Annotated in this window: 15 protein-coding genes; 3 read left to right on the plus strand and 12 right to left on the minus strand. The window is 49.4% G+C overall.

The window, feature by feature from the left end:
• Positions 1–21: 21 nt before the first annotated feature.
• The 11 genes from rpsJ to NAL19_RS19145 all read right to left on the minus strand — a co-directional run bounded on the left by rpsJ (position 22) and on the right by NAL19_RS19145 (position 7,975).
• Complete coding sequence (gene rpsJ, locus NAL19_RS19095; protein ID WP_001181005.1) at positions 22–333, minus strand: 30S ribosomal protein S10; 312 nt, start codon at positions 331–333, stop codon at positions 22–24.
• 299 nt (positions 334–632) lie between these two features.
• The gene (bfr, locus tag NAL19_RS19100) at positions 633–1,106 is read right to left on the minus strand and encodes a bacterioferritin (RefSeq protein ID WP_010286186.1); all 474 of its coding nucleotides are present in this window, start codon (positions 1,104–1,106) and stop codon (positions 633–635) included.
• Positions 1,107–1,178: 72 nt separating this feature from the next.
• Positions 1,179–1,373: a bacterioferritin-associated ferredoxin gene (bfd, locus tag NAL19_RS19105; RefSeq protein ID WP_039349749.1), complete on the minus strand. Its 195-nt coding sequence runs from the start codon at positions 1,371–1,373 to the stop codon at positions 1,179–1,181.
• 277 nt (positions 1,374–1,650) lie between these two features.
• Entirely contained in the window at positions 1,651–2,835 is a 1,185-nt protein-coding gene (tuf, locus tag NAL19_RS19110) for an elongation factor Tu (RefSeq protein ID WP_263058157.1), read from the minus strand.
• Between the two features lie 69 nt (positions 2,836–2,904).
• On the minus strand, positions 2,905–5,019 hold the full coding sequence (gene fusA, locus NAL19_RS19115; RefSeq protein WP_039352652.1) for an elongation factor G: 2,115 nt from the start codon (positions 5,017–5,019) through the stop codon (positions 2,905–2,907).
• A gap of 96 nt (positions 5,020–5,115) precedes the next feature.
• On the minus strand, positions 5,116–5,586 hold the full coding sequence (rpsG, locus tag NAL19_RS19120; RefSeq protein ID WP_009111198.1) for a 30S ribosomal protein S7: 471 nt from the start codon (positions 5,584–5,586) through the stop codon (positions 5,116–5,118).
• 96 nt (positions 5,587–5,682) lie between these two features.
• Positions 5,683–6,057: a 30S ribosomal protein S12 gene (gene rpsL, locus NAL19_RS19125; protein WP_005969567.1), complete on the minus strand. Its 375-nt coding sequence runs from the start codon at positions 6,055–6,057 to the stop codon at positions 5,683–5,685.
• 131 nt (positions 6,058–6,188) lie between these two features.
• The gene (tusB, locus tag NAL19_RS19130) at positions 6,189–6,476 is read right to left on the minus strand and encodes a sulfurtransferase complex subunit TusB (RefSeq protein ID WP_225085987.1); all 288 of its coding nucleotides are present in this window, start codon (positions 6,474–6,476) and stop codon (positions 6,189–6,191) included.
• An 18-nt stretch (positions 6,477–6,494) separates the two neighbouring features.
• The gene (tusC, locus tag NAL19_RS19135) at positions 6,495–6,854 is read right to left on the minus strand and encodes a sulfurtransferase complex subunit TusC (protein WP_263058158.1); all 360 of its coding nucleotides are present in this window, start codon (positions 6,852–6,854) and stop codon (positions 6,495–6,497) included.
• Between the two features lie 9 nt (positions 6,855–6,863).
• Positions 6,864–7,253, minus strand: a complete 390-nt coding sequence (gene tusD, locus NAL19_RS19140; protein ID WP_180743220.1) for a sulfurtransferase complex subunit TusD — start codon at positions 7,251–7,253, stop codon at positions 6,864–6,866.
• The gene (locus tag NAL19_RS19145) at positions 7,253–7,975 is read right to left on the minus strand and encodes a transcriptional regulator (RefSeq protein WP_010296984.1); all 723 of its coding nucleotides are present in this window, start codon (positions 7,973–7,975) and stop codon (positions 7,253–7,255) included. Before NAL19_RS19145 ends, tusD begins: the two co-directional genes overlap by 1 nt.
• 369 nt (positions 7,976–8,344) lie before the next feature.
• Between NAL19_RS19145 and eptA the strand changes: the two genes are divergently transcribed.
• Genes eptA through pmrB form a run of 3 tightly spaced genes read left to right on the plus strand, consistent with a single transcriptional unit; the run spans position 8,345 to position 11,741 of the window.
• On the plus strand, positions 8,345–9,991 hold the full coding sequence (gene eptA / locus NAL19_RS19150; RefSeq protein WP_263058159.1) for a phosphoethanolamine transferase EptA: 1,647 nt from the start codon (positions 8,345–8,347) through the stop codon (positions 9,989–9,991).
• Positions 9,988–10,656 (plus strand): two-component system response regulator PmrA, encoded by a 669-nt coding sequence (gene pmrA / locus NAL19_RS19155; protein ID WP_263058160.1) that lies wholly within the window; start codon positions 9,988–9,990, stop codon positions 10,654–10,656. Before eptA ends, pmrA begins: the two co-directional genes overlap by 4 nt.
• Complete coding sequence (pmrB, locus tag NAL19_RS19160; RefSeq protein ID WP_225085992.1) at positions 10,653–11,741, plus strand: two-component system sensor histidine kinase PmrB; 1,089 nt, start codon at positions 10,653–10,655, stop codon at positions 11,739–11,741. The genes pmrA and pmrB overlap by 4 nt, the downstream gene beginning before the upstream one ends.
• Before the next feature lie 175 nt (positions 11,742–11,916).
• Here pmrB and NAL19_RS19165 read toward each other — a convergent pair whose 3' ends face one another.
• Entirely contained in the window at positions 11,917–12,729 is an 813-nt protein-coding gene (locus NAL19_RS19165; protein WP_263058161.1) for a YggS family pyridoxal phosphate-dependent enzyme, read from the minus strand.
• Positions 12,730–12,754 lie beyond the last annotated feature (25 nt).

The following is a 12,754-nucleotide window of genomic DNA, read 5'->3' on the forward strand; positions in this document are numbered from 1 at the left end:
CTCAATCGCTCAATGACCTGATTAACCCAGGCTGATCTGCACGTCTACACCAGCAGCCAGATCCAGACGCATCAGAGCATCAACGGTTTTCTCGGTTGGCTCAACGATGTCAACCAGACGCTTGTGAGTGCGAATCTCGTACTGATCGCGCGCATCTTTATTGACGTGCGGAGAGATCAGAACGGTAAAGCGCTCTTTGCGGGTCGGCAGCGGGATCGGACCACGTACTTGCGCACCAGTGCGCTTAGCAGTCTCGACGATTTCCGCAGTTGATTGATCAATCAAACGATGATCAAACGCTTTCAGGCGGATACGGATTCTTTGGTTCTGCATGAGACCAGAGCTCCAATTATTTATAAACGTAAATAATTACTCCTCACACCCATTTCGATTGATGGGGGAGTGTAATCGTTAGCACATAACCCCCATATCGGGAGTATTGTTTTGGTCAATAAACGAATATCGACCCCTGATTCTGATTGAATCACGCTTACCTTATTTTGGTAAGCTCGCGCATTATACGCAAATTGGCTGAGGAAGCAACAAGCAGGATGAAATGATTTTAAACGCGGCCGGAGCAATGTGTCTGAGTCCGGCCGGAGTTAGGCTATAGGGCGATTTATGACGCTATGTTACTCAGCTTTTAACTGCGCTTGAAGATAGTTTTGTATACCAAGGCGTGAAATCAAATCCAACTCAGTTTCCAGCCAGTCAATGTGCCCTTCTTCATCGGCAAGAATTTCTATCATTAAATCCCTGCTGACGTAGTCATGCACCGAATCAGCATAGGCAATCGCCTCGCGCAGATTCTTTGCACCATCCAACTCAAGTTGAAGATCAGAACGTAAAATCTCTTCAACATCTTCACCAATGTTTAACTTCCCCAAATCCTGTAAATTTGGAATGCCTTCAAGAAACAGGATACGTTCAATGTAGCGATCAGCGTGCTTCATTTCGTCAATAGACTCATGATATTCGTGATCGTTAAGACGGGTTAAGCCCCAGTTTTTAAACATTCGGGCATGAAGAAAATATTGGTTAATGGCTACCAGCTCGTTGCCCAATAACTTATTCAGGTGTGTAATGACTTTTTTATCGCCTTTCATGACATGCTCCTCCGCTCCAGTTCTTAAAGTGTAGAACCGGTAAGCAGAGAGTCAAAAAAACGACCCTACATTTTATGCTACTTCATACATGTCAGGAATTTTGGCTTGTTCTTCCTCGAAAATGACACGCGCCTGACGAATGCACTTACCGCAGTCTGTACCAATAGGAACGAGTTTGCGTAGCTGCTGCATGGATTGAGGCTGGTGCTGACGAACAGCATTACGAATAGTTTTGTCAGAAATTGCGTTGCACAAACAAACATACATACCGAAATGACTCATCGTTATCGCGAGTGTCTTTTACGCTACCTTTCGGGACACTGCAAACGGTATTTGAAACCGCTCCTAGCGATTTTTTAATCAATCGACACATTGTAAATAAGAATTGTTTTTATTTCAATTTACATCTTATCGTTCAGATATAAAAAATCGCCGTAAGCAATTTTCAATATTGCTTATGACGATGCGATGAGTGGCAGCTATGAGTCTTCGCCATAAAAAAAGGCACCGAAGTGCCTTTTTCATGCATTAAGTTTATCAGCGATTAAGCGATAACTTTAGCAACAACGCCCGCGCCTACTGTACGGCCGCCTTCACGGATTGCAAAACGCAAACCGTCATCCATCGCGATTGGGTGGATCAGGGTAACAACCATTTTGATGTTGTCGCCCGGCATTACCATCTCTACGCCTTCTGGCAGTTCGATGGTGCCCGTTACGTCAGTGGTACGGAAGTAGAACTGAGGACGGTAGCCTTTGAAGAACGGAGTATGACGGCCGCCTTCATCCTTGCTCAGGATATACACTTCTGATTCGAACTTGGTGTGCGGCTTGATTGAACCCGGCTTAGCCAGTACCTGACCACGCTCGATTTCTTCACGCTTGATACCACGCAGCAGAACACCAACGTTCTCACCCGCACGACCTTCGTCCAGCAGTTTGCGGAACATTTCTACGCCGGTACAGGTAGATTTCGCGGTGTCTTTGATACCAACGATTTCCACTTCTTCACCAACTTTAACGATACCGCGCTCTACACGACCGGTAACAACGGTACCACGGCCGGAGATGGAGAATACGTCTTCGATTGGCAGCAGGAACGGCTTGTCAATTGCACGCTCTGGCTCTGGGATATAAGAATCCAGGAACCCTGCCAGTTCGATGATTTTCGCTTCCCACTCAGCGTCGCCTTCCAGCGCTTTCAGCGCAGAACCACGAACCACTGGGGTATCGTCGCCTGGGAAGTCGTACTGAGACAGCAGCTCACGCACTTCCATCTCAACCAGTTCCAGCAACTCTTCGTCATCAACCATGTCACACTTGTTCAGGAACACGATGATGAAAGGAACGCCAACCTGGCGACCCAGCAGGATGTGCTCACGCGTCTGAGGCATTGGGCCGTCAGTCGCAGCAACAACCAGGATCGCGCCGTCCATCTGGGCAGCACCGGTGATCATGTTCTTCACATAGTCGGCGTGTCCTGGGCAGTCAACGTGCGCGTAGTGGCGAGTCGGGGTGTCGTATTCAACGTGAGACGTGTTGATGGTGATACCACGAGCTTTTTCTTCTGGCGCGTTATCGATCTGGTCGAATGCACGTGCGTTACCACCGTAGGTTTTAGCCAGAACGGTAGTGATTGCAGCGGTCAGCGTTGTTTTACCATGGTCAACGTGGCCGATAGTACCGACGTTAACGTGGGGTTTTGTACGTTCAAATTTTTCTTTAGACACGGCGATATTCCTTACTCAAATGCTCTCCCCCTATGGAGAGAGCACGGGATTTTGTTTTAACCCTGAGGCTTATTTACCACGGGCTTCAATTACGGCCTGAGCAACGTTGTTAGGCGCATCATCGTACTTCAGGAACTCCATGGAGTAAGAAGCACGGCCTTTGGTCAGAGAACGCAGTTGAGTTGCGTATCCGAACATTTCAGACAACGGAACTTCAGCGTGAATCACAACGCCAGTAACGTTGGATTCCTGACCGCGCAGCATACCACGACGACGGCTAAGGTCACCGATGACGTCACCAGTGTTCTCTTCCGGCGTTTCAACTTCAACCTTCATGATTGGCTCAAGCAGAACAGGTTTTGCTTTCTTAAAGCCATCTTTAAAGGCGATAGAAGCAGCCAGTTTAAACGCCAGTTCAGAGGAGTCAACGTCATGGAAAGAACCGAAGTGCAGACGCACACCGAGATCAACCACTGGGTAACCAGCCAGAGGACCCGCTTTCAGTTGCTCCTGGATACCTTTATCAACGGCAGGGATGTATTCGCCAGGAATTACACCACCTTTGATGTCGTTGATGAACTCGTAACCTTTCGGATTTGAGCCCGGCTCCAGTGGGTACATGTCGATAACAACATGACCATACTGACCACGACCACCAGACTGCTTGGCGTGTTTACCTTCGATATCGGTAACTTTCGCACGAATCGCTTCACGATAAGCAACCTGTGGTTTACCCACGTTCGCTTCAACGTTGAATTCACGCTTCATACGGTCAACGATGATATCGAGGTGCAATTCACCCATACCAGCGATGATAGTCTGGTTAGATTCTTCGTCAGTCCATACACGGAAAGACGGGTCTTCTTTAGCCAGACGGCCCAATGCCAGACCCATTTTTTCCTGGTCAGCTTTGGTTTTTGGTTCTACCGCGATGGAGATTACCGGCTCAGGGAATTCCATACGCTCCAGAATGATGACGTTGTCTGGATCACACAGAGTGTCACCCGTCGTTACATCTTTCAGACCGATAGCAGCAGCGATATCGCCTGCACGAACTTCTTTGATCTCTTCACGCTTGTTAGCGTGCATCTGAACGATACGACCAAAACGTTCACGTGCTGATTTAACTGGGTTCAGTACGGTGTCACCGGAGTTAACAACACCAGAGTACACGCGGAAGAACGTCAGGTTACCCACAAATGGGTCGGTAGCGATTTTGAACGCCAGCGCAGCAAACGGCTCTTCATCACTTGCGTGACGCTCAGCCGGCGTGTCTTTACCGTCATCCAAAATACCGTTGATCGCAGGTACATCAACTGGAGATGGCAGGTAATCCACTACCGCATCCAGCATCGCCTGAACACCTTTGTTCTTAAATGCAGAACCACAAGTTACCAGGATGATTTCGTTGTTCAGAACGCGCTGACGCAGAGCTTTTTTGATCTCTTCTTCAGTCAGTTCTTCGCCACCCAGGTATTTTTCCATCAGCTCTTCAGAAGCTTCAGCTGCGGACTCAATCAGGTTCTGGTGCCATTCGTCAGCCAGATCTTGCATATCAGCCGGGATATCTTCGTATTCGAAGGTCACGCCCTGATCGGCATCGTTCCAGTTGATGGCTTTCATTTTCACCAGGTCAACAACACCGGTGAAACCTTCTTCAGCACCAATCGCCAACTGCAACGGAACAGGGTTCGCGCCCAGACGGGTTTTGATCTGACCAACAACTTTCAGGAAGTTAGCACCCATGCGGTCCATTTTGTTAACGAACGCAATGCGTGGAACTTTATATTTGTTTGCCTGACGCCATACGGTTTCAGACTGTGGCTGAACACCACCAACTGCGCAGTAAACCATTACCGCACCATCAAGTACACGCATAGAACGTTCTACTTCGATAGTGAAGTCAACGTGTCCTGGGGTGTCGATGATGTTTACGCGATGCGGTTCATACTGCTTAGCCATACCAGACCAGAATGCAGTAGTCGCTGCGGAAGTGATAGTAATACCACGTTCCTGCTCCTGCTCCATCCAGTCCATGGTAGCAGCGCCGTCATGAACTTCACCGATTTTATGGTTTACACCAGTGTAGAACAGAATACGTTCGGTAGTAGTGGTTTTACCGGCGTCGATGTGCGCACTGATACCGATGTTACGGTAGCGTGCGATGGGTGTTGTACGAGCCATTTGTATCCTCTATATACTAGGGCGTTCAATTTAGTTAACCCAAGCGGGTTGGCTATTTTTAGCGCCCGCTTGGTTAGCATGACTACAACGAAGGGATTACCAACGGTAGTGAGCGAACGCCTTGTTGGCTTCAGCCATACGGTGAACGTCTTCACGTTTCTTAACAGCAGTACCTTTGTTTTCTGCTGCATCAGAAAGTTCGTTCGCCAGGCGCAGAGCCATAGATTTATCACCGCGTTTACGAGCAGCTTCTACGATCCAACGCATTGCCAGAGCATTACGACGAACCGGACGGACTTCTACTGGTACCTGATAAGTAGAACCACCAACGCGGCGCGACTTAACTTCGACAGTCGGGCGAACGTTGTCCAGAGCTACTTCAAAAGCTTCCAGATGATCTTTACCAGAACGCTGAGCCAGGGTCTCCAGCGCGGTATAGACGATTGCTTCAGCAGTAGATTTTTTACCATCTACCATCAGGATGTTTACAAATTTGGCCAGCAGTTCTGATCCGAACTTAGGATCCGGCAGAATTTTACGTTGACCAATGACGCGACGACGTGGCATGGAAATACTCCGTTGTTAATTCAGGATTGTCCAAAACTCTACGAGTTTAGTTTGACATTTAAGTTAAAACGTTTGGCCTTACTTAACGGAGAACCATTAAGCCTTTGGCTTCTTCACGCCGTATTTGGAACGGGATTGCTTACGGTCTTTAACACCTGAGCAGTCCAGCGCGCCACGAACGGTGTGGTAACGCACACCTGGCAGGTCTTTAACACGACCGCCACGGATCAGGATCACGGAGTGCTCCTGCAGGTTATGACCTTCACCACCGATATAGGAGGTAACTTCAAAACCGTTAGTTAAACGAACACGGCATACTTTACGCAGTGCGGAGTTCGGTTTCTTAGGGGTGGTAGTATATACACGAGTACATACGCCACGTTTCTGCGGGCATGCTTCCAGCGCCGGAACGTTGCTTTTAGCAGCCTTCAGGGAGCGTGGTTTGCGTACCAGCTGGTTAATTGTTGCCATTAAAAAAGCTCCTGGGTTTTGCTTCGTAAACACGTAATAAATCGTCTCATGTCTGCGCAAGGCAAAGTATGAGGACGCAGAATTTTAGGGCTGGCAGTGGAAGGAGTCAAGAAATATACAAAAATTCGGCGTTACCACGCGAGTTGCTGCGGGTGCTCCACTGTCAGTTGGACAAATTTATTATAGTCAATGAGTACGACACTGTTTGAAATTTGTTCAGCCATGCCTCTCGCTACGACATCAGGCCGGAGCGCATAGAGAGGAACTGACGAATCCAGAAGACGATGGATAATGCTGCCACCAGCCAGAGCCGCGATAACACCATCCTGCAGTAGGACGACAACATCGCCGTTACCCAAGCTACGCAATAGCGTATCGAGGTCAGCGTGATAAGGGGAGCATGAGAGCGTATGCAGCATAAATGGAGAGATCCGTCGCTAGAATGAAAGGATAGAATGATAGCTAGCCAGTTTGCTGCGCCAGGCTTCCGGCGCTAACAGCTCCACATCCAAAACCCAGTCGGTATCGATATTCAATCCACGCTGACGCACGGACGTTTCGCACAGATAGCAACTGTCGATATCGTACAGCGGCAGCACGCCAAACGTTGCGATGTAATTACGCATCAAAATCTGCTCTGGCTGCTGCTGCGGCAGCAGTTGAAATACACCGTCGCCGACAAAAAACACGCCAATGTCTTCCGTCAGAGCAGACATCGCCAACAGCGCATCCAATCCCTCTCGCCCGGACGCGTTACCATGTGGGGAATGCGTAAAAACAAATGCGATTCGCTTCATAACGCTACCTTAAAACTGAATAACCCGATCGCAGGTCAGTACCGATTGCGCTAGCTCCCCTAACCCGCTAAGAACAAAGCCGGGTTGCAGGTTTGCACCGGCAAGATTGAGCTGGGTGGCTTGCTGTGCATCGGTTACGCCTCGGCGCAGCGCAGCAGCAACACAGACATTCAGCGCCACCTGATGCGTTGCCCCCAACTGCTGCCAGGCGCGTACAAGATCAAACTCATCATTAGCGGGCGACGTCAGTTGGTTGGCATTCAACACGCCTTCCCGATAGAAGAACACACTTTTCAGCCTGTGCCCCTCAGCCAACAGCGCCTGCGCAAACTGCAACGCGCTGCTCGCCTGCTGGGTACCATAGGCAGGGCCAGTCACCAGCAAACAGTAACTCAGCATCAACGTTCGTGTCCGCTGAAGTCGCCGCTTTTGAATTGACGGATATAAAGGTAGACCGTGTGTTTGGAAATATTGAGACGTTCAGCGACCTGGTTGATGGCGTCTTTAATATCAAAGATGCCTTTCTCATACAGGCTCAGTACGATCTGGCGATTCTTCGCATTATTGGAGACGTTGCGATCCGCATTAACTTCTTCGATCGAAAATTCCAGCGTTTGCGCCACGAGGTCGTCAACCGACGACGCAAAGTTAACAGAAGATGCAGCATCATGCGTTTCAGGTGGGATAAAGGTCTGCACAATCTGGGAGAAAGGCACATCCAGATTCATGTTGATACACAGCAGCCCAATCACGCGCTGATCGCGATTACGGATTGCAATCGTGACTGACTTCATCAACACACCGCTTTTTGCGCGGGTAAAATAGGCCTTCGATACGCTGCTATCCTCACCTGCCATGTCATGCAGCATACGCAATGCAAGATCCGTAATCGGCGAGCCAATCTTCCTGCCGGTATGTTCTCCATTCGCAATACGCACGGCGGAACATTTAAGATCCTCAAGCGAGTGCAACACAATCTCACAATGCTCGCCAATCAACATGGCCAAGCCATCAACCACCGCTTCATATGATTTCAGGATCTCATAGTCCGTCTGGCTGAAAGGACGTTCATCCAGCAAATCAAGCTCATAAGATTCGCCAGATACAAGCGAATTAGACATGGCAGACACCACCCTCAGCATCATTATCCCCACAATAATTCGAGTTGCGTGACAAAACGTTAGCGTTTTGAACAACGCTCTGCGTTGACCCTTTAGGGCAAGGCCGATTCATGGCCTTGTAACGCAGCAACCGCACAAATCCCCGGGGCTCACTCAGGTAAGTGACTGGGGTGAGTCAGGCGGCCAACGCACAAGCAGCTTGAAGTATTACGGGTATCTTTATTTTGTATTGACAAGGGACATAGTCTAGCAAATGTCCACTCTCGCGTCCCTGAATTTAACGGGCTACCTCTTAAGGTTGTATTAATTTAATCCCGCTAGAGTCTGCGTCTTCTTTCCTCTCACTCATGGAAATCACGAGAGACGTATATGAAAAAACGAATACCGATGGGCAGACCACACCTGAGCAGCATCACGTTCGTACTGATTTTTTCTGCCTTTATTACTCTGGTTCAGAACATCGCTTACTATCGTCAGACGCTGCAACTGCTGGACATGACAGACTGGATCAATATTCCTTTCTTTCTCAGCATGCCCGTCGTGATCTTCGCGGTGCTGAATATTATTTTCACTCTTCTGGCAGTACCTTATCTGCGTAAGGCCGTGATTGTTTTCTTCCTGCTGAGCGGCGCCGCCGCGCAGTACTTCATGTTGAACTACGGCATTATCATTGACCGCACCATGATCCAGAATATTCTGGAGACAACGGCCAGCGAATCTTTTTCGCTGCTTACGCCACAGCTTGTCACGTGGGTATTCTTCATTGGCGTCATTCCTGCCGCACTCGCCATCTGGATAAAAATAAAACCCGCTAAGCCGACAACGCTCTATATTGGCATGCGCTTTCTTAGCGTTATTATTTCGTTATTCGCCATTTTATCTGTCGCGGCCTTATTTTATAAAGATTACGCCTCGTTCATGCGTAATAACAAAGAGCTGGTAAAAGCGATTACGCCCAGCAACATTGTGGCAGCCAGCTTGTCCTACCATAAACACAGCGCGCTGGCTAATTTACCCCTGGAGCAAATCGGCCTGGATGCTCACAAAGTGTCGTCACCGTCTCCGACGGCAAAAAAGAACCTGGTTATCCTGGTCGTGGGAGAGACATCCCGGGCACAAAACTTTTCGCTAGGCGGCTACGAGAAAGAAACGAACCCGCTGCTGGCAAAAGACAATGTGGTTTATTTTGAAAACACCTCATCGTGCGGTACCTCAACGGGCGTCTCTGTTCCCTGCATGTTCTCCAACATGCCACGCCAAAGCTTTAACGGTGACTTAGCGAGCCATCAGGAAGGGCTGCTGGATATATTACAACGGGCAAAGGTTAACGTACTCTGGCAGGAAAATGACGGCGGCTGCAAAGATGCCTGTACGCGTCTGCCAACCGTTGATGTGACATCGCTGAAGCTGCCGGAACTATGCACCAACGGCGAATGCCATGATGAAGCGTTATTTCACGGCGTCGAAGACTATATTAATAAGCTCGATAATGACGGGATTATCGTATTACATACGATAGGTAGCCACGGCCCGAGCTATTACCAGCGCTACCCTGATGCCTTTAAGAAATTTACCCCAACGTGTGATACCAACCAGATTCAAACCTGTACGCAGGAAGCGCTGACCAACACGTATGACAATACGATCCTGTATGTCGATTTTGTTGTGGATAAAGCGATCAATTTATTGAAACAGCATCAGGATAAATTTAATACCTCACTGGTTTACCTGTCCGACCACGGCGAATCATTAGGAGAAAACGGTATCTACCTGCACAGCATGCCCTACTCTATTGCGCCGCAGCAGCAAACGCACGTGCCAATGCTGATGTGGTTATCGCCGGGTTACCAGCAACAACAGACCATTCAGGACACCTGTCTGCGCCAGAACGCGAAACAGCAGGCGTATTCGCAAGATAATCTTTTCCATACCATACTGGGGATGTTTAGTATCGCCACGAAAGAATATCAGCCTCAGCTCGATATCCTTCAGCCGTGCAGGGACAAGGCAACATGAAACTATTGATTGTTGAAGACGATAAGCTGTTGCAGGAAGGATTATTACTGGCATTGAGTCACGAAGGTTATGCCTGCGATTGCGCGGGCACAGCCAAAGAAGCAGATGCGCTCATCAGCAGCGCACACTACAGTCTTGTTATTCTCGATTTGGGTTTACCTGACGAAGATGGTCTTACTTTGCTCACTCGCTGGCGTAAAAACGATTACCAACATCCCGTGCTCATCTTAACGGCACGGGATAACGTCAACGATCGCGTTAATGGGCTGGATGTGGGCGCAGACGATTATCTTGCTAAACCGTTCGCATTGACGGAATTACAGGCGCGTGTACGCGCGCTGATTCGACGCAACCAAGGCTCAAGCAACAGCTTGATACAGGTTGACAACATCACGCTAGATTTAAACAATCAGCAGGTTTTGGTCGACGGCAAGCCTGTCGTGCTGACACCAAAAGAATTCGCGATACTGTCTCGTTTGGTACTAAAAGCAGGCTCTCAGGTGCATCGAGAAGTTTTGCATCAGGATATTTACTCCTGGAGCGATGACCCGTCTTCTAACTCTCTGGAAGTGCATATCCATAACCTGCGGCAAAAAATCGGGAAAGACCGTATCCGAACCCTACGAGGCTTTGGCTATCTGCTGACTAAAGGTGAACAACCATGAAAGACGATGCCGTCATCAGCATGCGTCTGCGTTTAGTGTTGGCACTGGGTGGTATTTTACTGGTTTGCCAAATGATTAGCGTATTTTGGCTCTGGCACGAAAGCGAAGAGCAGATCAACCTGCTAGTCGATAAATCGCTCAGCGCCAGCGCCCAGAACATACAGATCGATCAAGAAATTAATGAGGCAATTGCCTCGTTGAGTGTTCCAAGTCTGGTGATGGTTATACTGACATTGCTCATGTGTGTTCAGGCGGTCAATTGGATCACTCGTCCACTTTCCCGTTTGCAGGAAGAATTACAGGAGCGCACCGCCGAAAATCTGGAACCCTTACCACAACAGAGTGACATAAAAGAGATCGCGGCCGTCACACACAGTATCAACCAGCTTTTTCAACGTCTGGACGAAACGTTGAAACGCGACAGGCAATTTACTGCGGATGTCGCACATGAATTACGCACCCCGTTATCCGGTATTCGGTTACATCTCGAATTATACCAACAGCAGCATCAGATTGACGCCAGCGCCCTTATCAAACGCATTGATAAAATGGTGAAAACTGTCGAGCAGTTGTTGTTACTCGCCCGCGCAGGACAAGATTTTTCAGCAGGCCATCACCAGAATGTTGCATTACTGAGAGACGTCATTTTTCCCATGCAGGATGAACTGACTGAGATGCTGCAAAAGCGCCAGCAGACATTGAGGTTGACCTTACCCCAAGACGATACCGTCATTCGCGGTGATGCCACCCTCCTTCAGCTACTGTTACGCAATCTGGTAGAAAATGCCTACCGTTATAGCCCGGAAGCCAGCCAGATCACCGTGAGTCTGAAAACATTGCAACATCTTGAATTGCAGGTCGAAGATGAAGGTCCGGGTATTGATGAAAGTAAGGTTGGTGAGCTGAGCAAGGCATTTGTCCGCATGGACAGCCGCTATGGCGGTATCGGCCTCGGACTGAGTATCGTGACACGCATTGCTCAATTGCACGATGGGCAGTTTTTCCTGAGTAATCGACCACAAGGTTCCGGCACCCTCGCCCGCGTGGTGCTTACCATCCCTGATGAATCCCCAGACGCCGTCTGAACGACAATTAAGCGGTAGCACACATTTCTTTAAGGTTGGACGGCACATCCCTGTGCAACAATCTCGCCTGCCTTATTGGTACACCGGATAACGTCGGCCAGTTCCGGGTCGAAGTCGGTGAGGGTAAGAGAAGCGTCATACATGGGCATCGTCCTATACGTTCGTCATTGGTTTTTTAATCGAGTGATTCTGTGAGGGGTTCGTCAGGCCAGTAGTAGCTATCCGGTAACGGACGGGCGCCAAAGATTGCCTGACCGACGCGTACCACGGTAGCGCCTTCCTCAATGGCTATTTCGAAATCACCGGACATGCCCATGGATAATTCATCCAGTTCAATGCAGGCAGGGAGATTTTGCTGCAACCGATCGCGCAACTGATGCAACCGTATAAAACACTGACGTACGCGTTCGGCTTCGCTGGAGAACAGCGCCAACGTCATAAACCCACGCACACGTAGTGCAGAGAATGCGGGGAGCGCCTGAATAAAAGTCGGAACATCCTCAGGAGGCAGGCCGTATTTGCTGGCTTCACCGGAGGTATTTACCTGCACGAAAACATCCAGCGAACGTCCTTCAACCTGCAAACGACGATCCAGCGCTTCAGCCAACCGCAGGCTGTCCAACGCCTGAAACTCGGTAGCAAAACGTGCCACCAGCTTAGCCTTGTTAGTTTGCAGGTGCCCAATGACCGACCACTGTAAATCGGCTAAATCCTGCATAGATTCCCATTTACCGTACGCTTCCTGCACTTTGTTCTCGCCCAATACCCGACAACCTGCCCTATACGCCATACGCAGGCGGCTTTCGGGCTTGGTCTTGCTGACAGGCAGCAATCGCACCGTGGCGGGATCGCGGCCAACGCGATGACAGGCCGCTTCGATGCGAGCCTGAACCGCCGCCAGATTGAACTGGAAATCTTCAACCGTGGCGGCTTCGGGATAGCGACCGTGCCTGTCGTGGCGAGTCGGTGTAGCGGAAGAGAGCGGCATCAGCTTAACTCCTGACGAAGAGAAT

The organism is Pectobacterium sp. F1-1 (assembly GCF_025643735.1).
Lineage (GTDB): Bacteria > Pseudomonadota > Gammaproteobacteria > Enterobacterales > Enterobacteriaceae > Pectobacterium > Pectobacterium colocasium.